Genomic DNA, 19,386 nt, shown 5'->3' with positions numbered 1-19,386 from the left:
CCGGGGCCTGGACGGCTTGCGTCCACCGCCGCACCGTGAGGGCGATGCCGCGCGCGATCAGGAAGCGCGCCGCTCGGCGAACTGCAGGCGCTAGCGGTGAATATGCCGCACGTGGTCGGTTACGGGCAGGCAGCCCGGGCGCTCAGCGACAACGGTTGATGACGCGCGCCAGCGATGCGGCCGGCCCGGCGGTGGCGGCGCATGCGCATCCGGTGACCGACGATTGCAGCGGTTTGCGCAGTTCACCGGTCGCCTGGGGCGCTCGGCCGGGGCGCGGCGCGGGCCATCCTGGCCATCCACGCGGCGACCTCCCTGGCCGTGGTGCTGGTGCTGGTGATTCGCGTGGACTGGCTCGCCAATGGCGCAATGGACCTGCCCAACGCCGTGCTGCGTGCGCGCCGGTGCTCGCACTGGCCGGGCCTTGCATACGCGGCAGTACAGACGCCGGGGCGATTTCGCACGTATCATCCCGGCTCGATTTTTGTAGGCAGCAACGCGTGACCGAATCCACTCTCGCCGTCGTGTTCCCCGGCCAGGGCTCGCAGTCCTTAGGGATGCTGGCCGAATTGTCCGAGCTGCATCCGCAGATCCGCGAAACCTTCGCCGAAGCCTCCGAAGGCGCCGGCGTCGACCTGTGGGCCCTGTCCCAGGGCGGCCCGGAAGAGATGCTCAACCGCACCGAGTACACCCAGCCGGCCCTGCTGGCCGCGGGCGTGGCGGTATGGCGACTGTGGAATGCGCAGCGCGGGCAGCGCCCGGCGGTCCTGGCCGGGCACAGCCTGGGCGAATACACCGCGCTGGTCGCAGCCGGCGCCCTGTCGCTGCACGACGGTGCGCACCTGGTGCGGCTGCGCGGCCAGTTCATGCAGGCGGCCGCGCCGGCCGGCGTCGGTGCGATGGCGGCGGTGCTGGGCGCCGAGGATGCGCTGGTGCTGGAGGTCTGTGCCGAGGCGGCGGGCAGCCAGGTGGTGGTGCCGGCCAATTTCAACTCGCCCGGTCAGATCGTGATCGGCGGCGATGCGGCGGCAGTGGACCGCGCGCTGGCCCTGTTGGCCGAGCGCGGCGTGCGCAAGGCGGTCAAACTGGCGGTGAGCGTGCCCTCGCATACCCCGTTGATGCGCGATGCCGCCAACCAGCTCGCCGAAGCGATGGCCGGGCTGAGCTGGCACGCGCCGCAGATTCCGGTGGTGCAGAACGTCGATGCGCGCGTGCACACCGGCAGCGAGGCGATCCGCCAGGCGCTGGCCGAGCAGCTGTACCTGCCGGTGCAGTGGACCGGCTGCGTGCAGGCGCTGGCCGCCCAGGGCATCACCCGGATCGCCGAATGCGGCCCCGGCAAGGTGCTGAGCGGGCTGATCAAGCGCATCGACAAGAGCCTGGATGCCCGTTCGCTGGCCACGCCTGCCGATTACGCCGGTGCGCTCGAGGCGTGGACGCACTGATTCGACGCACCTGCCGGCGCTGCCGGCAGCCCTCACCGTTCGCGGCTGCGGTCGCGAGCTCCCCATTCGAGGAACAGCATTCATGAGCAAGCCTCTGCAGGGCGAGATCGCCCTCGTCACCGGTGCCAGTCGCGGGATCGGCGCGGCTATCGCCGACACGCTGGCGGCCCAGGGCGCCACCGTGATCGGCACCGCCACCTCGGCCTCCGGCGCTGCGGCGATCGGCGCGCGCCTGGCTGCCCAGGGCGGCCACGGCCGTGAGCTCGACGTCACCGACGCTGCGGCGGTCGATGGCCTGATCGATGCGATCGGCAAGGAGTTCGGCGCGATCTCGATCCTGGTCAACAATGCCGGCATCACCCGCGACAACCTGTTGATGCGGATGAAGGACGACGACTGGCAGGCGATCATCGACACCAACCTGACCAGCGTGTTCCGCACCTCCAAGGCGGTGATGCGCGGCATGATGAAGGCGCGCAAGGGCCGCATCGTCAACATCGCTTCGGTGGTGGGCGTGACCGGCAACCCCGGCCAGACCAACTACGCTGCGGCCAAGGCGGGCATCATCGCGTTCTCCAAGTCGCTGGCCAAGGAAATCGGCTCGCGCGGGGTCACCGTGAATGTGGTGGCGCCCGGCTTCATCGATACCGACATGACCAAGGCGCTGCCGGACGAGGCCAAGACCGCCTTGCTGCAGCAGATCGCGCTGGGCCACCTGGGTCAACCGGGCGACATCGCCAACGCGGTGGCGTTCCTGGCCGGCCCGAGCGCCGGTTACATCACCGGTGAGACCCTGCACGTCAACGGCGGCATGTACATGCCGTAAGCGTGCGGTGCCGGGAGGCGCTAAGTGGCTGATCGGCCGGGAGTTGTGATGCAATGCAAGGCTCGGTCGCTTCCACTACACTATCCAACGCGGCCATCGCAGCGGCGATGGCGTTTTTTTCGTACCACCACTACTCCATCTGGAGCGATATCCCCAATGAGCACCATCGAAGAACGCGTCAAGAAAATCGTCGTCGAACAACTCGGCGTCAAGGAAGAAGAAGTCACCACCAGCGCATCGTTCGTTGATGACCTGGGTGCCGACTCGCTGGACACCGTCGAGCTGGTGATGGCGCTGGAAGAAGAGTTCGAGTGCGAGATCCCGGACGAAGAGGCTGAGAAGATCACCTCGGTCCAGCAGGCGATCGACTACGTCAAGGCTCACGTCAAGAGCTGATGCGTTGTTCCTGACCGCGGTGGCGTGCGTCAAGCCGCTGCTGCGTCAGACATTCCATGGGGCCGCTGATGCGGCCCTGTGTTTTTCAGCGTCAATCGTAAACCGCAAGCACCGTCCGGTCCGTGGTGAGGAGATCTGCAATGAGTCGTCGTGTTGTCGTTACCGGCATGGGCATGGTGTCGCCGTTGGGCAATGATCTGGCCACCAGCTGGGATGGAATCATCCACGGGCGCTCAGGCATCGGCCCGATCACGCAGATCGATGCCTCGCAGTTCACCACCAAGATCGCCGGCGAGATCAAGAATTTCGATCCCACGCTTTTTGTGTCTGCCAAGGACGTCAAGAAGATGGATTCGTTCATCCATTACGGTGTCGGCGCCTCGTTCATGGCGCTGGACGACTCCGGGCTGGAAATCGACGACAGCAATGCCGAACGCGTTGGCGCCATTCTCGGCTCCGGCATCGGCGGGCTGCTCGGTATCGAAGAGCAGACCATCAAATTCCATGAGGGCGGCGCGCGCAAGATTTCGCCGTTCTACGTGCCCAGCACCATCATCAACATGCTGCCGGGCCAGGTGAGCCTGATCAAGGGCCTGAAAGGACCGACCTTCTCGGCCGTATCGGCCTGCGCCACCTCCAACCATTCGATCGGCACCGCGATGCGCATGATCCAGCACGGCGATGCCGACGTGATGCTGGCCGGCGGCGCCGAGCGCGGTTCCTCGCCGAGTTCGGTGGGCGGCTTCTGCGCGATGAAGGCTATGTCCACCCGCAACGACGATCCGACCGGCGCCTCGCGTCCGTGGGACAAGCAGCGCGACGGCTTCGTGCTGGGCGACGGTGCCGGCGTACTGGTGCTGGAAGAGTACGAACACGCCAAGGCACGTGGCGCGCGCATCTATGCAGAACTGGTCGGCTTCGGCGCCAGCTCCGATGCGTTCCACATGACCGCGCCCAGCGAAGACGGCGAGGGTGCGGCGCGCAGCATGGCCGCGGCGATGCGCGATGCCAAGCTCAATCCCGAGCAGATCGGCTACCTCAACGCGCACGGCACCTCCACGCCGCTGGGCGATCTGGCCGAAACCCTGGCGATGAAGCGCGCGCTGGGCGACTACGCCTACAAGACCATGGTCAGCTCGACCAAGTCGATGACCGGCCACCTGCTCGGCGCGGCCGGCGGCGTGGAAGCGATCTTCTCGGTGATGGCGCTGCATACCGGCATCATTCCGCCGACCATCAATCTGGAAGAACCCAGCGAAGGCTGCGACCTGGATTACGTGCCGAACGTGGCGCGCGAGGTGCAGGTGGATGCGGTGATGTCCAACGGCTTCGGCTTCGGCGGCACCAACGGCACGCTGGTGTTCAAGCGCGTCTGACGTCACTGCGCTGGTGGACCGCGAACAATGCTTCGCGGTCCACGGTGCACGCCGGTCATGGACGCCGCGCAGGACGCGTGTACGCGGCCGGAATTCGCTCCGCGAGCTGATCGCTCTCATCATGCGTGCCCTGCCTCCCTTGCAGGGCGGCGCCTCTTAGCACCCCACGCCCAACCAGGCCGATGACGCTCACCAGACCCCTGCACGCCGACCTCGACCTGCTGGCGCTGCATCGGCTGGCGCCGCAGCGTTATCCGGCACTGCTCGAATCCACCGCCTCCGGCACCGCGCACGGTCGCTGGGATGTGTTGCTGCTGGCAGACGGCGCAAGCCTGCGGCTGGACGCCGATGGACGCACGCGCGACGGCGATGGACGCGTGCTGGACGGCGCATTTCTGCAAATGCTGGATGCGGCGTGGCAGGCCGAGCGCGTGCCGCACGATGCGACCAGCCCCTGGCCGTTTCGCGGCGGCTGGGCGGTGTTGCTGGATTACGAGCTGGCCGCGCAGGTCGAACCGATTCTGCAGCTGCCCACGCGCAGCGATGGCTTGCCGAGCGCACTGGCCGTGCGCGCGCCTGCCGCGGTATTGCGCGACCGGGTGCAAGGCCGCTGCATCGCGTTGGCCGAGCCGGGCCGCGAGGATCTGCTGGCCCGCATCGTCGAGGACATTGCCGCCTGCGCCGCGTTGCCGCCGTTGCCCAGCTGGGTCGGGCCGGTGACTGTTGACGAAGACCCGCCGGAGCGCTTCACCGATGCAGTGGAGCGCGTGCTCGAGTATCTGCGCGCCGGCGATGTGTTCCAGGCCAATATCTCTCGCGCCTGGCATGCGGCGTTTGCCGCTGCGGTCGATCCGGCGGCGTTGCATGCGCGCCTGCGCGCGGCCAATCCCGCCCCGTTTGCCGGCCTGTTCGTCGCGGCAGGACGCGCGGTGGTGAGTTCCTCGCCCGAGCGGCTGGTGTCGGTGCAGGGCGATGTGGTGCAGACGCGCCCGATCGCCGGCACCCGCGCGCGCTTTGCCGGCGACGACGATGCCGCACGCATCCGCGAGCTGGTCGGCCACCCGAAGGAACGTGCCGAGCACGTCATGCTGATCGACCTGGAACGCAACGACCTGGGGCGCATCTGCGCGCCGGGGACGGTGGAAGTGGACGAGCTGATGGGCGTGGAAAGCTACGCGCACGTACACCACATCGTCAGCAATGTGCGCGGCCGTCTGCGCGCCGACGTCACCCCGGGCCAGGCGATCGCCGCGGTGTTTCCCGGCGGCACCATCACCGGCTGCCCGAAGGTGCGCTGCATGCAGATCATCGCCGAGCTCGAACGCACCGCGCGTGGCGCCTACACCGGCGCATTCGGCTGGCTCAATCGCGACGGCGACATGGATCTGAACATCCTGATCCGCACCGCCGAGGTGGACGGGGACCGGGTGCTTTTCCGCACCGGCGCCGGGATCGTGGTGGATTCGGACCCGCAGCGCGAACTGGACGAGACCCGCGCCAAAGCGCGCGGCGTGCTGCGCGCCGTCGACCACGCATGAGCGCTTCAACAGGACATCACCGGCGCGCGGTATCCTGCGCGGTGCAGCGGCAATGACGAGGTGCGTGTGGCGGTGACTGGCAAACGTGGATGTCTGGCCGTGCTGGGCACGGCCCTGTTGCTCGTGGCGCTGCTGGCGATTGCGGGACTGGTGGCGTGGCGGCATTACCTGCACTTCGCCCAGACACCGGTGAGCGCGAGCGTGCCCAGCGTGGTGATCGCGCCCGGCGATTCGCTCAAGGCCACGCTGCGCAAATTGCGCGCCGCCGGTGTGGCGCAGGGCACCGATCTGGAATGGCAACTGCTCGCGCGCCAGGTCGATGCGGCCGGCAAGCTCAAGGTGGGCGAATACGCGCTGTCGCCCGCGCTGTCGCCGCGCGCGCTGCTCGAACGCATGCGCCAGGGCCGGGTGATCCAGTACCGCTTCACCATCGTGGAAGGCTGGAACTTCCGCCAGCTGCGCGCCGCGATCGCCACCGCCACGCCGCTGCAGCAATCCATCGCTGCGCTGGACGATGCGGCGTTGATGGCGCGGCTGGGGTTCGCCAATCAGCACCCGGAAGGCCGTTTTTTGCCGGAAACCTATCTCTACCAGCGTGGCGACAGCGATCTGGACGTGCTCAAGCGCGCTCATCTCGCGATGGACAAGGCGCTGGCGCAGGCCTGGGAGCAGCGTGCCCCAGATCTGCCGCTCGGCTCGCCGGAGCAGGCGTTGATCCTTGCTTCGATCATCGAAAAGGAAACCGCGCTGGGCTCGGAGCGTCCGCTGATTGCCGGCGTGTTCCTGCGCCGCCTGCAGCTGGGCATGAAGCTGCAGACCGACCCCACCGTGATCTACGGCATCGGCAGCAGCTACGACGGCAATATCCGCCGCCGCGACCTGACCACCGATACGCCGTACAACACCTATACCCGCACTGGCCTGACCCCGACCCCGATCGCCATGCCCGGCCGTGAGGCCTTGCTGGCGGCGGTGCGTCCGGCGCCCGGCCAGGCGCTGTATTTCGTCGCGGTCGGCGATGGCACCGGCGCGCACGCATTCTCGGCCACCCTGGCCGAACACAATGCTGCGGTGGCGCGTTACCTGCAGCGCCGTCGCCTGCCGCAACCGGAGCCCACTCCATGACCACTGCGTTTTCACCCTGGCAGCAGCGCGCCTACGACCAGACGCTGGCGGCGCTGGATGCCGGTCGGCTCGGCCACGGCTTGCTGGTCTGCGGGCCGGATGGCCTGGGCAAGCGTGCGGTCGCCCTGGCGCTGGCCGAGCACGTGCTGGCCAGCTCGCCGGACCCGGCGCTGGCGCAGCGCAGCCGGCAGCTGATCGCCGCCGGAACCCATCCGGATCTGCAGCTGATCTCGTTCATTCCCAACCGCACCGGCGACAAGCTGCGCACCGAGATCGTGATCGAGCAGGTGCGCGAGATTTCGCAAAAGCTCTCGCTGACCCCGCAGTACGGCATCGCCCAGATCGTGATCGTCGACCCGGCCGATGCGATCAATCGCGCCGCCTGCAACGCCTTGCTCAAGACGCTGGAAGAACCCTCGCCGGGGCGCTACCTGTGGCTGATCAGCGCGCAGCCGGCGCGCCTGCCGGCGACCATCCGCAGCCGCTGCCAGCGTCTGGAATTCAAGCTGCCGCCAGCGCACGAGGCGCTGGCCTGGCTGCTGTCGCAAGGCGTCGACGAGCGGGCTGCACAGGAAGCGCTGGATGCCGCACGCGGTCATCCGGGACTCGCGGCGCAGTGGCTGCGCGAGGATGGCCTGGCGGTGCGCCGCGCGGTGGCGCAGGACCTGGAGCAGGTCGCCGCCGGGCGCACCAGCGCAGTGGATGTTGCGCAGCGCTGGACCAACGACGGCCAGGCCGACCAACGTCTGCGCCACGCCGCGGACCTTGCGCTGGCACAGGCATCGGCCGGCTTGACCGATCCATCGCGGTTGCACAAGCTGGCGACCTGGTTCGACGCTGCCAATCGCACCCGCGACCTGCTGCGCACCACCGTCCGCGCCGATCTGGCGATGACGGAATTGTTGCTGGCTTGGCGCGAGGGAGAGCGTCCGGCACGTCCTAGGGGAACTCGATGAGTGCAATGAATGCACGCCAAGGCATTTTGTCGCTGGCGTTGAAGGACAAACCGGCGCTCTATAGCGCCTACATGCCGTTCGTCAAAGGCGGCGGCATCTTCGTACCCACGCCCAAGCGCTACATGCTCGGCGACGAAGTCTTCCTGCTGCTGACCCTGCCGGATTCCAGCGAGCGTCTGCCGGTGGCCGGCAAGGTCGTCTGGACCACCCCGGCCGGTGCGCAGGGCAACCGCGCCGCCGGTATCGGCGTGCAGTTCCCGGACGGTCCGGAAGGCGAGGGCGTGCGTAACAAGATCGAAATGTTGCTGGCGGGCCTGACGACGTCGGACAAGCCGACGCACACGATGTGATGCGGTACGGTGCGGTCGCGCGCGATCGCTGTGGTGTAAGCGGGTCATCACGGGTGCGTGGCGGGCATTTGAACGGCGCGCAATCGATCGGCGTGAAGTCGCTGCCAGGTTATGCGAACGCCGCGCCCGTTCACCGCAATGGGTATTTTCGGCCGCATTGCCGGCGTCGTGGATGAACCTGTTGACGGCCGCCACAGCTGCCCTATAATGTGCGGCTCGCGTCATCGGGCGGTTAGCTCAGCGGTAGAGCATTGCCTTCACACGGCAAGGGTCACAAGTTCGAACCTTGTACCGCCCACCACGACGTCGAGGACCAGGCCACCCTTGCGGTGGCCTTTGTCGTTTGGGCGATTGCGGTGACAGAGCGGGGGATCACCGTTCCGGGCAGGTGCCTGTCGATACGTGCGGTTTGCGAACCGCGAACCATTGTGTACGGCACGAAGGGTGTGTCGTGGCTGCCTCCGGATGTGGGAGATCGTGGTCGTCCTTCGGTTGTGCCTGCTTGTTGCAGGCTCGGTAACGAATCGCCATTCTGCAATCCCCCCGCGTTGAAGAAGGAGTGGCGATGAAGGCGCTGCTTGGAAATGCTCTGGTTGCGATGATGGTGCTGACGGGCTGTGCCCGCGATGTGGGCGAGCAGTACGTGGGCAAGTGGGTCAACATGAAGTCGGAGAAGAACGTGCTCAGCATCGAGCACAACGGCGAGAGCTTCCTCATTCGCGATACCGCGCCGGAGTTGCTCGGCGCTGGCGTCAGGACGAAGAATCATCCGGCGATCTTGAACAAGGGCGTGCTGCAGGTATCCAACACCGATGGCACCGTCAACTACGCGATCGATCAGGCGAGCGGGCACTTGAGCACTGGCGATACCGAGTACACGCGGGTCAAGTGATCGCTGCGCGCTCGCTCTCTCAAGGGCGCGATGCCGACGCGTGGGCCTGCATCCAGCGCCACAACGTCGTGCGCGAGACGCCGAGTGCCTGTGCGGCGAGGGCGCGATTGCCGTTTGCGCGATCGAGCGCCGCGCGGACCGCTGCGGCAGTGAGTTGCATGCGCGAGCTTGCAAGATCGCTGTGTGCGGGGGGCGCCACGCTGTCGCCAACGCGCATGTCGAACAGCTCAGGTGCCCAGCGTTCCAGCTGATCCAGGCTCAGGCTGTCGTGCGGTTGGGCCTTCCAGTGGATGCATAGGCGTTCGACCAGGTTGCGTAGTTCGCGCACGTTGCCCGGCCAGGCGTGCTGTTGCAGCCGCTGCAGCGCTGCTGGAGATAATGGCGACGGCAGCGCGCCGAGTTGCTGGAAGTAATGTGCCAGCAACAAGGTGATCTCGTTGGGGCGATGACGCAGCGGCGGCAGGGCGATGCGTAGCGCCGCCAGGCGATAAAAAAGGTCGCGGCGGAAGCGCCCGTGTTCGACCAGGGCCTGCAGTGGTTGCAGGCTGGCGGCGACCACGCGCACGTCGACGGCGACCGGCAGTGTGGCGCCGACACGCAGCACTTCGCGTTCTTCCAGCACGCGCAGCAGGCGCGTCTGCAGCGGCATCGGCAGTTCGCCGATCTCGTCGAGAAACAAGGTGCCTTCCTGCGCGGCTTCGATCAGGCCGACATGGCCACCGCGGCGCGCCCCGGTAAAGGCGCCGTCGCTGTAGCCGAACAATTCCGCTTCCAGCAGCGATTCGCTGATGGCACCGCAGTTGATGGCGACGAAGCGACCGCGGCGACGGCTGCCGGCATGTAACTGGCGTGCGACCAGTTCCTTGCCGGTGCCGGTCTCGCCGCTGATCAACACGGTGCCCGGATGTGGGGCGTACAGCTGCACCAGATCGCGGACGTGCGCGATTGCGGCGTCTTCGCCAAGCAATGCGTCGGTGCGCCGCACCCGGTGCGTGGTGGTGCGACTCGCGGCGCGCTCGTTGCCGGGTGCGGTACCCAGCGCGATGGCGTGTTCGAGCGCCAGGCGTACCGAATCTGCCGAATACAGCAGCACGCCGGGCAAGCCGGCCTGCTCGGCGAAATCGATCGCCATGCCGGTGCCGACGATGACCTGGATGCCGCTGGCACGCAGGTCGGCAATGCAGTCGCGCGCGTCTTCGGCGGTGACGAAGCGGCGGTGCTCGATGGCGAGATCGAAGCTGTCCTGAAACGCGCGGAACGAGGGCACATCCGTGGCATGGGTGACCACGCCGATGCGCGGTGCGATGCGGCGTGCGCGTGCCAGCGCCTCCATCAGGTCGAACCCGGTGGCCTGGATCGGCGCCAACGGCAGTGCGAGCCGGCTGCGCAGGTAGGCGGCATTGGAGCCGCCGGCGACCAGTACGTCGCAACGCTCGCGGCGCAGGCGCTGGCCGATGACCTCCACCGCCTCGGCAAAGCCGAGGTTGACCTGCTCGATGCGCGCGCGCTGGTCGAACTCGGGGATGACATCGGCCAGCAGGCCGGTCAGGCGAGAGACGCTGACGGTCCAGATGACGGGTGGAGCGGTCTCCATCGGCTCGGTATACCTGGGGCTGCGCATCTGTGGTGCCGCGTTGCAGTAATGTTGCATCCTGCTCGTTGCGTTACATGTTTGCAACATTCGAGTTGGTATCGCCTAGCTGAATCAAAGACTTGGCGTTGGCATGCCATTTGCGCATTGTCATGCATCCCAACCCTGGAACCGCCATGACATCCTCACCCACCGCTTCTGCCGGCACGCGCTTCCGTGCGGCGCTGGCTGCCGAATCGCCGCTGCAGGTGATCGGCGCGATCAATGCCAACCATGCGCTGCTGGCGCAGCGCGCCGGCTATCAGGCCATCTACCTGTCTGGCGGCGGTGTGGCGGCCGGTTCGTTGGGGTTGCCGGACCTGGGCATCAATACGCTGGAAGACGTGCTGATCGACGTGCGCCGCATCACCGATGTCTGCGAGTTGCCGCTGCTGGTGGACGTGGACACCGGCTTCGGGCCGAGCGCATTCAATATCGAGCGCACCATCAAGTCGTTGATCAAGGCCGGCGCGGCCGGCTGCCATATCGAAGACCAGGTCGGCGCCAAGCGGTGCGGGCATCGGCCGGGCAAGGAGATCGTCAGCCAGGCCGAAATGGTGGATCGGGTCAAGGCGGCGGCCGATGCCAAGACCGACGCGGCGTTCTTCCTGATTGCGCGCACCGATGCGATCCAGATGGAAGGCGTGGATGCGGCGATCGAACGCGCGATCGCCTGCGTGGAAGCAGGTGCCGACGGCATCTTTGCCGAAGCCGCATACGACCTGGATACCTACAAGCGGTTTGTCGATGCAGTGCGCGTGCCGGTGCTGGCCAACATCACCGAATTCGGCAAGACGCCGCTGTTTACGCGCGACCAGCTTGGGCAGGCCGGCGTGGCGATCCAGCTATTTCCGCTGTCGGCGTTTCGCGCGGCCAACAAGGCGGCCGAGGCGGTGTACACCGCGATTCGGCGCGATGGTCATCAGCAGGCCGTGCTGGACACCATGCAGACGCGCGAAGAGCTGTACGAGCGCATCGGCTACCACGGCTACGAGCAGCGCCTGGACGCGTTGTTTGCACGCAAAGGCGCATGATCGCGCCTTGCTGCGTGCAGGTTTGGCCACTTCATCCGTGACACCGCAACACGACACCGTTTGGGAGCGCATCGCATGAACGACACCGTCAATCCCGGCTTCAAGCCGAAGAAATCCGTCGCACTGTCCGGCACTGCTGCAGGCAACACCGCGCTGTGCACGGTGGGCCGCAGCGGCAACGACCTGCATTACCGCGGCTACGACATTCTGGATCTGGCCACCAGCAGCGAGTTCGAGGAAATTGCCTATCTGCTGGTGCACGGCAAACTGCCCAACAATGGCGAACTGCGCGGTTACAAGGCCAAGCTGCGTTCGCTGCGCGGCGTGCCGGCGGCAGTGAAGACCGCACTGGAGCAGCTGCCACCGTCGGCGCATCCGATGGATGTGATGCGCACCGGCGTTTCGGTGCTGGGTTGCCTGCAGCCGGAGAAGGACGATCACAATCATCCTGGCGCGCGCGATATCGCCGACAGGCTGATGGCCTCGCTGGGGTCGATGCTGCTGTACTGGTATCACTACAGCCACAACGGTAAGCGCATCGAGGTGGAAACCGACGACGACTCGATCGGTGGGCACTTCCTGCATCTGCTGCACGGATTCGCGCCGAAGGAGTCCTGGGTGCGTGCGATGCACACCAGTTTGATCCTATACGCCGAGCACGAGTTCAACGCGTCCACGTTTGCGAGCCGCGTCATCGCCGGCACCGGCAGCGACATGTACAGCGCCATTGCCGGTGGCATCGGCGCATTGCGCGGGCCCAAGCACGGCGGCGCCAACGAAGTGGCCTTCGAGGTGCAGAAGCGCTACGACACGCCGGACGAGGCCGAGGCCGACATCAAGGCGCGTGTGGAACGCAAGGAAGTGGTGATCGGCTTCGGGCATCCGGTCTATACCGTGTCCGATCCGCGCAACAAGGTGATCAAGGAGGTGGCGCGCGAACTCTCCGACGAGCAGGGCAGCCGCAAGATGTACGACATCGCAGAGCGTCTGGAGACGGTGATGTGGGACATCAAGAAGATGTTCCCGAACCTGGATTGGTTCAGTGCGGTCAGCTACCACATGATGGGCGTGCCGACTGCGATGTTTACGCCGCTGTTCGTGCTGGCGCGTACTGCCGGGTGGAGCGCACACATCATCGAGCAACGCATGGACGGCAAGATCATTCGTCCCTCGGCCAATTACACCGGCCCGGAAGATCAGGTCTTCGTACCGCTGGATCAACGCTCCTGAGGACGCGCCAGCGGTTGGCTTGATCCGCCACGGTCGCCTTCATCCAACGAAGGCGATCAGACGATGGCAACCGCAACGAGAGATGGCAATCCCCCCACACGCCTGAAATCCTGAATCCGATTCCCGATTCCCGATTCCCGATTCCCGAACTACCCCCGCCCGCTTCGATATCGCCAGCCATGAACAGCCAGTACCGCAAGCCCTTGCCGGGCACCTCGTTGGACTACTTCGATGCACGCGCCGCCGTGGATGCGCTGCAACCCGGCGCCTACGCAACGCTGCCTTACACCGCACGTGTGCACGCGGAGAATCTGGTGCGGCGCGCCGAGCCGCAGATGCTGGAGGCCTACCTGCGCCAGCTGATCGAGCGCAGGCGCGACCTGGATTTTCCGTGGTTTCCGGCACGGGTGGTCTGTCACGACATCCTGGGGCAGACCGCGCTGGTCGACCTGGCCGGGCTGCGCGATGCGATCGCCGAGCAGGGTGGCGACCCGGCGCAGGTCAACCCGGTGGTGCCGGTGCAGTTGATCGTCGATCACTCGCTGGCGGTGGAATACGCCGGCTTCGACAAGCAGGCCTTCGCCAAGAATCGCAGCGTGGAAGATCGTCGCAACGCCGACCGCTTCCACTTCATCGAATGGACCAAGCGCGCGTTCGAGAACATGGAAGTGATTCCGCCGGGCAACGGGATCATGCATCAGATCAATCTGGAAAAGATGTCGCCGGTGATCTACACGCTCGATGGCGTGGCGTTTCCCGATACCTGCGTAGGCACCGACAGCCACACCCCGCATGTGGATGCGCTGGGTGTCATCGCAGTGGGCGTGGGCGGGCTAGAAGCGGAAAACGTGATGCTGGGGCGCGCGTCGTGGATGCGCCTGCCCGACATCATCGGTGTGGAACTGCTGGGCCGGCCGGCGCCGGGCATCACCGCCACCGACATCGTGCTGGCCCTGACCGAGTTCCTGCGCCAGCAACGCGTGGTCGGTGCGTATCTGGAGTTCTATGGGGCCGGCGCCAGCGCGCTGACCATCGGCGATCGCGCGACCATCTCCAACATGACGCCGGAATTCGGCGCCACCGCGGCGATGTTCTATATCGACCAGCAGACGCTGGATTACCTGCGCCTGACCGGGCGCGAGGACGCACAGATCGCCTTGGTGGACACCTACGCGCGCCACACCGGCCTGTGGGCGGACGACCTGGTCACTGCGCAATACGAGCGCGTGCTGCGGTTCGACCTGTCGAGCGTGGTGCGCAACATGGCCGGGCCGTCCAATCCGCACAAGCGCGTGGCCACCAGCGAACTGGCCGAGCGCGGCATTGCCGGCGTCTGGGACGAGGTGCCGGGCCAGATGCCCGATGGTGCGGTGATCATCGCGGCAATCACCTCCTGCACCAATACCTCCAACCCGCGCAATGTCATTGCCGCGGGCTTGCTGGCGCGCAATGCGAATGCACGCGGATTGACGCGCAAACCCTGGGTGAAAAGTTCGCTGGCGCCGGGCTCCAAGGCGGTGCAGTTGTACCTGGAAGAGGCCGGGTTGCTGGGCGAGCTGGAACAGCTGGGCTTTGGCATCGTCGCGTTTGCCTGCACCACCTGTAACGGCATGAGCGGCGCGCTGGATCCTGCGATCCAGCAGGAAATCATCGACCGTGACCTGTATGCCACCGCAGTGTTGTCGGGCAACCGTAACTTCGACGGGCGCATCCATCCGTATGCGAAGCAGGCGTTTCTGGCATCGCCGCCGTTGGTGATCGCCTATGCCATCGCCGGGACGGTGCGCTTCGATATCGAAAAGGATGTGCTGGGCGTGGATGCCGATGGCGTGGCGGTGACGCTCAAGGACCTGTGGCCGAGCGATGCGGAGATCGATGCGGTGGTGGCGCGCAGCGTCAAGCCGGAGCACTTCCGCAGCGTCTACGACCCGATGTTCAAGCGCAGCGTGGGGCAGGGCATCCGCGTCAGTCCGTTGTACGACTGGCGGCCGGCCAGCACCTACATCCGGCGCCCGCCGTACTGGGAAGGCGCGCTTGCCGGTGCACGCGGCTTGCAGGGCCTGCGCCCGTTGGCGGTGCTGGGCGACAACATCACCACCGACCATCTGTCGCCGTCGAATGCGATCCTGGCCGGCAGCGCGGCCGGGCAGTACCTGGCGCAGATGGGCGTGCCGGAAGACGACTTCAATTCCTACGCCACCCATCGCGGCGACCACCTCACCGCGCAGCGCGCCACTTTCGCCAACCCCAAGCTGGTCAACGAAATGGCGGTGATCGATGGAAAGGTCACCGCCGGTTCGCTGGCGCGGCTGGAACCGGAAGGGCAGGTGCTGCGCATGTGGGAGGCGATCGAAACCTACATGATGCGCAAGCAGCCGCTGATCATCATCGCCGGTGCCGATTACGGCCAGGGCTCCTCGCGCGACTGGGCCGCCAAGGGCGTGCGTCTGGCCGGGGTGGAGGTGATCGTGGCCGAAGGCTTCGAGCGGATCCATCGCACCAATCTGATCGGCATGGGCGTGTTGCCGCTGGAGTTCAGGCCCGGCACCGATCGCAAGACGCTGGGCATCGACGGCAGCGAGACCTTCGATGTGGTCGGCGAGCGCACGCCGGGTGCCACGCTGACGCTGGCGATCCATCGGCGCAACGGCGAGCAGGTGCAGGTGCCGGTCACCTGCCGCCTGGACACCGCCGAAGAAGCGTCGATCTACGAGGCCGGCGGCGTGCTGCAACGGTTTGCGCAGGATTTTCTTGAGAGCCGGGAATCGGGAGTCGGAAATCGAGATGCGTTGAAAGCAACATCAGCACCGCAAGCGCACTAGCGTCCATGGCCCCTGCCGTCGTTCTGCCACCCAATCCCCATTCTCCAATCCCCAATCCCGGCCTACCATGATCCATCTCCCCCAACGCCGCATCCCCGCCACCTACATGCGTGGCGGCACCAGCAAGGGCGTGTTCTTTCGCCTGCAGGATCTGCCCGCTGCCGCACAGCGGCCTGGGCCTGCGCGCGATGCGTTGTTGCTGCGGGTGATCGGCAGCCCCGATCCCTATGGCAAGCAGATCGACGGCATGGGCGGGGCGACCTCCAGCACCAGCAAGGGCGTGATCGTGTCGGCCAGTACGCGCGCCGGGCACGATGTGGACTACCTGTTCGGGCAGGTGTCCATCGACAGCGCATTCGTGGACTGGAGCGGCAACTGCGGCAACCTGTCGGCGGCGGTGGGGCCGTTTGCGATCGCCAATGGCCTGGTCGATGCCGCGCGGGTGCCGCGCGACGGCGTGGCGACAGTGCGGATCTGGCAGGCCAATATCGGCAAGACCATCGTGGCGCATGTGCCGATGACCGAGGGCCAGGTGCAGGAAACCGGCGACTTCGAACTGGATGGGGTGACCTTTCCTGCCGCCGAAGTGCAGCTGGAATTTCTCGACCCGGCCGACGATGCCGAAGGCGAGGGCGGTGCGATGTTCCCCACCGGCAAGCTGATCGATCAGCTGGAGATTCCCGGCCTGGGCACGATTGCCGCGACGCTGATCAATGCCGGCATCCCGACCATCTTCGTCAACGCGCGCGACCTGGGCTATACCGGCACCGAGCTGCAGGAGGCGATCAATGGCGACCCGCGAGCATTGACGATGTTCGAGACCTTGCGTGCGCACGGCGCGGTGCGGATGGGCCTGATTGCGAAGGTGGAAGACGCAGCGACACGGCAGCACACGCCGAAGGTGGCGTTCGTGGCACCGCCGGCCGATTACACCGCCTCCAGCGGCAAGCCGGTGCACGCCGCCGAGCTCGATCTGCTGGTGCGCGCGATGTCGATGGGCAAGTTGCATCACGCCATGATGGGCACCGCTGCCGTGGCGATCGGCACCGCAGCCGCTGTGCCCGGCACCCTGGTCAATCTGGCGGCAGGCGGCGCGGCGCGTGCTGCGGTGCGTTTCGGGCATCCCTCCGGGACCTTGCGCGTCGGCGCCGAGGCGCAGCTGGTGGACGGCCAGTGGCAGGTGACCAAGGCGCTGATGAGCCGCAGTGCGCGGGTGCTGATGGAAGGCTGGGTGCGGGTGCCATTCGACGCCGCCGGAGTTGGCTGATTTCCCGCTGAGACCGGGCACGCCCCAACGTACAAATTGCATGGGTGTGTTGCATTAATTCGAACACCTTTTGGAATTCGGAAAACTTTTTCGCACGCGCTCTGCCAAATTTGTGTAAATCGTGTTAATTCTGTTGCAACGCGGCATGCAGATCAGGCCGCTCCGCCAACCGAATTCGGAGTCTTTCCATGTCCGCCAGCCGGTCGTTCAAGATCAGCGCGCTTGCCGTTGCCGTCGCTTCCCTTCTTCCGTTCCATGCCGCTGCCCAGCAGGCGCCCGGCGACGACGGTGTCGTGCGTCTGGACGCGGTCAAGGTCACGGTCGAGCGCCGCTCGGAAGATTCCAAAGACGTGCCGGTCTCGGCATCGGTGCTGCGTCCGGAATTCCTGGATGCCATCTCCACCAGCGGCTCGGATATCCGCGTGCTGGCGGGCAAGGCGCCCAGCCTCAACATCGAATCGTCCAACGGCCGTGTGTTCCCGCGCGTGTACATCCGCGGCTACGGCAACACCGACTTCAACACCTATGCCTCGCAGCCGGTGTCGCTGATCTATGACGACGTGGTGCAGGAAAACGCCTTCCTGAAGGGCTTTCCGATCTTCGATCTGGAAGGCCTGGAAGTGCTGCGCGGCCCGCAAGGCACGCTGTTCGGCCGCAACACGCCGGCCGGCGTGGTCAAGTTCAACTCGGTCAAGCCGGCCATCGGCGCCAATGACGGCTACGCCAGCCTGTCCTACGGCACCTACGGCACCATGACCCTGGAAAGCGGCCTGAGCATCGCCATGGGCGAGCACTGGGCGGCGCGTCTGTCCACGCTGGGCCAGCGCCGCGACGACTGGGTGGAAAACCGCGATGGCCGCGATCTGGAAGGCTATACCGATTCGGCCGTGCGCCTGCAGCTGCTGTACCAGGCCAGCGACGATTTCAGCGCCTTGTTCAATGCGCACGCGCGCCATCTCGACGGCACCGCACGGTTGTTCCGCGCCAACATCATCCAGCCCGGCACCAACCAGCTGGTGGACGGCTTCGACGAAGAGAAGTCCTTCATCGACGGCGCCAACAACCAGGAACTGCAGACCTACGGCGGCAGCGCCAATCTGACCTGGGACCTGGGCGACATCGCGCTGCACTCGATCACCGCCTACGAAGGCATCGGCAAGTACTACAGCCGCGGCGATATCGATGGCGGCTTCGGCGCGGTGTTCGCACCGCCGTCCGGCCCGGGCGTGATCCCGTTCCCGGTGGAAACCGCCGGCGGCATCAAGAGCCTGGACCAGTACAGCCAGGAACTGCGTGCCGAATCGCAGTACGAGGGCCCGCTCAACTGGCAGGCCGGCCTGTACTACTTCCACGACGATGTGGAAGGCGAAAACTACACCTACAACACCTTCAGCGGCGGCGATCTGGCCAGCTACCAGTTGACCCGCCAGCGCAACACCTCGTGGGCGGCGTTCGGCTCGTTGAACTATGCGGCCACCGACCGCCTGAACCTGCGCGCCGGCATCCGCTACACCTACGACAAGAAGACCTTCGACGTGCTGGCGCTGGACCGCGTCACGCTGATCGAACCGTCCAGCGGCGAAACCGACAACTCCAAGGTCACCGGCGATCTGGCGGCCACCTTCGCCATCAACGACGACGTCAACGTGTACGCCCGTGCCGCACGCGGCTTCCGCGGCGCCAGCTTCGGCGTGCCCTCGGGCACGGCGCCGCTGACCGTGGCCGAGCCGGAGACGGTGGATTCGTTCGAGATCGGCATCAAGTCCGACCTGTTCGACAACCGCGCGCGTCTGAGCTTCGACATCTACGATTTCCGCGTCAAGAACCAGCAGCTCACCGCGGTGGGCGGCACCTCCAACGACGTGCGTCTGCTCAATGCCGACAAGACCAAGGCGCGCGGCGCCGAGTTCGACTTCGAAGCGCTGCTCACCCAGAACCTGCGCGTCACCGCCGGCGGCGCCTACAACTGGACCCGCATCGACGACCCGGCCCTGTCGGTGGGCGTGTGCCGCACCTGCACCGTGACCGACCCGCTCAATGCGGCCGGTCGCGCGCTGATCGACGGCAACGATCTGCCGCAGGCAGCCAAGTGGATGGCCAACGCCACCCTGCGCTACGGCATCCCGATGGGCAACGACGGCGAGCTGTTCTTCTACACCGACTGGTCCTACCGCAGCGAAGTGAACTTCTTCCTGTACGACTCCAAGGAGTTCACCGGCCAGCCGCTGGTCGAAGGCGGCGCCAAGATCGGCTACAACTGGGGCGCGGGTGCGTACGAATTGTCGGTGTTCTGCCGCAACTGCACCAACCAGATCCGCGTGACCGGTGCGATCGACTTCAACAACCTCACCGGCTTCATCAACGATCCGCGCATCGTCGGTGCGCAGTTCCGCGCCAACTTCTGATCGGCGTCGTGGGGTAGCACGATTGAACCGCCGGCCAACATGCCGGCGGTTTTTTTTTATGGTCGCAGGAGTGGATGTATGCAGCGAAGATGGCGAA

At 66.2% G+C, this 19,386-nt stretch carries 15 protein-coding genes and 1 tRNA gene; 15 read left to right on the top strand and 1 reads right to left on the bottom strand.

What is annotated here, in order from left to right:
• Nucleotides 1–497: 497 nt before the first annotated feature.
• The 10 genes from fabD (at nucleotide 498) to FHT08_RS08525 (ending at nucleotide 8,901) form a co-directional block, all read left to right on the top strand.
• Nucleotides 498–1,442, top strand: a complete 945-nt coding sequence (gene fabD, locus FHT08_RS08570; RefSeq protein ID WP_104538347.1) for an ACP S-malonyltransferase — start codon at nucleotides 498–500, stop codon at nucleotides 1,440–1,442.
• Between the two features lie 82 nt (nucleotides 1,443–1,524).
• Nucleotides 1,525–2,268, top strand: a complete 744-nt coding sequence (gene fabG / locus FHT08_RS08565; protein WP_104538346.1) for a 3-oxoacyl-ACP reductase FabG — start codon at nucleotides 1,525–1,527, stop codon at nucleotides 2,266–2,268.
• A gap of 156 nt (nucleotides 2,269–2,424) precedes the next feature.
• Nucleotides 2,425–2,664: an acyl carrier protein gene (acpP, locus tag FHT08_RS08560; protein ID WP_002814322.1), complete on the top strand. Its 240-nt coding sequence runs from the start codon at nucleotides 2,425–2,427 to the stop codon at nucleotides 2,662–2,664.
• A gap of 140 nt (nucleotides 2,665–2,804) precedes the next feature.
• On the top strand, nucleotides 2,805–4,040 hold the full coding sequence (gene fabF / locus FHT08_RS08555) for a beta-ketoacyl-ACP synthase II (RefSeq protein WP_104538345.1): 1,236 nt from the start codon (nucleotides 2,805–2,807) through the stop codon (nucleotides 4,038–4,040).
• A 182-nt stretch (nucleotides 4,041–4,222) separates the two neighbouring features.
• Complete coding sequence (locus FHT08_RS08550; protein WP_166774884.1) at nucleotides 4,223–5,578, top strand: aminodeoxychorismate synthase component I; 1,356 nt, start codon at nucleotides 4,223–4,225, stop codon at nucleotides 5,576–5,578.
• A gap of 60 nt (nucleotides 5,579–5,638) precedes the next feature.
• Nucleotides 5,639–6,703: an endolytic transglycosylase MltG gene (gene mltG, locus FHT08_RS08545; RefSeq protein WP_166774883.1), complete on the top strand. Its 1,065-nt coding sequence runs from the start codon at nucleotides 5,639–5,641 to the stop codon at nucleotides 6,701–6,703.
• Nucleotides 6,700–7,659 (top strand): DNA polymerase III subunit delta', encoded by a 960-nt coding sequence (locus FHT08_RS08540; protein ID WP_166774882.1) that lies wholly within the window; start codon nucleotides 6,700–6,702, stop codon nucleotides 7,657–7,659. The genes mltG and FHT08_RS08540 overlap by 4 nt, the downstream gene beginning before the upstream one ends.
• Nucleotides 7,656–8,009, top strand: a complete 354-nt coding sequence (locus tag FHT08_RS08535) for a PilZ domain-containing protein (RefSeq protein WP_024938459.1) — start codon at nucleotides 7,656–7,658, stop codon at nucleotides 8,007–8,009. The genes FHT08_RS08540 and FHT08_RS08535 overlap by 4 nt, the downstream gene beginning before the upstream one ends.
• A gap of 226 nt (nucleotides 8,010–8,235) precedes the next feature.
• A tRNA-Val gene (locus FHT08_RS08530) sits at nucleotides 8,236–8,310 on the top strand.
• A 264-nt stretch (nucleotides 8,311–8,574) separates the two neighbouring features.
• Nucleotides 8,575–8,901 (top strand): hypothetical protein, encoded by a 327-nt coding sequence (locus tag FHT08_RS08525; protein WP_166774881.1) that lies wholly within the window; start codon nucleotides 8,575–8,577, stop codon nucleotides 8,899–8,901.
• Between the two features lie 19 nt (nucleotides 8,902–8,920).
• Here FHT08_RS08525 and prpR read toward each other — a convergent pair whose 3' ends face one another.
• Entirely contained in the window at nucleotides 8,921–10,522 is a 1,602-nt protein-coding gene (gene prpR, locus FHT08_RS08520) for a propionate catabolism operon regulatory protein PrpR (RefSeq protein ID WP_166774880.1), read from the bottom strand.
• Nucleotides 10,523–10,668: 146 nt separating this feature from the next.
• Here prpR and prpB point away from each other — a divergent pair, with 146 nt between their 5' ends.
• From prpB to FHT08_RS08495, 5 genes are all read left to right on the top strand, one after another.
• On the top strand, nucleotides 10,669–11,565 hold the full coding sequence (gene prpB, locus FHT08_RS08515) for a methylisocitrate lyase (protein ID WP_166774879.1): 897 nt from the start codon (nucleotides 10,669–10,671) through the stop codon (nucleotides 11,563–11,565).
• A gap of 75 nt (nucleotides 11,566–11,640) precedes the next feature.
• Nucleotides 11,641–12,795, top strand: coding sequence for a 2-methylcitrate synthase (gene prpC / locus FHT08_RS08510; protein WP_166774878.1), 1,155 nt, complete (start codon nucleotides 11,641–11,643; stop codon nucleotides 12,793–12,795).
• Nucleotides 12,796–12,974: 179 nt separating this feature from the next.
• Nucleotides 12,975–15,617, top strand: a complete 2,643-nt coding sequence (gene acnD / locus FHT08_RS08505; RefSeq protein WP_104604464.1) for a Fe/S-dependent 2-methylisocitrate dehydratase AcnD — start codon at nucleotides 12,975–12,977, stop codon at nucleotides 15,615–15,617.
• A gap of 67 nt (nucleotides 15,618–15,684) precedes the next feature.
• Nucleotides 15,685–16,884 (top strand): 2-methylaconitate cis-trans isomerase PrpF, encoded by a 1,200-nt coding sequence (gene prpF / locus FHT08_RS08500; RefSeq protein ID WP_166774877.1) that lies wholly within the window; start codon nucleotides 15,685–15,687, stop codon nucleotides 16,882–16,884.
• Between the two features lie 188 nt (nucleotides 16,885–17,072).
• Nucleotides 17,073–19,289, top strand: a complete 2,217-nt coding sequence (locus tag FHT08_RS08495; RefSeq protein ID WP_166774876.1) for a TonB-dependent receptor — start codon at nucleotides 17,073–17,075, stop codon at nucleotides 19,287–19,289.
• Nucleotides 19,290–19,386: the final 97 nt, after the last annotated feature.

Origin of the sequence: Xanthomonas sp. CFBP 8151, assembly GCF_011761885.1 — a bacterium.
Classification (GTDB): domain Bacteria; phylum Pseudomonadota; class Gammaproteobacteria; order Xanthomonadales; family Xanthomonadaceae; genus Xanthomonas; species Xanthomonas arboricola_B.
The sequence above is the reverse complement of the archived record's forward strand: the minus strand, read 5'-3'. Positions and strand labels throughout refer to the sequence as shown.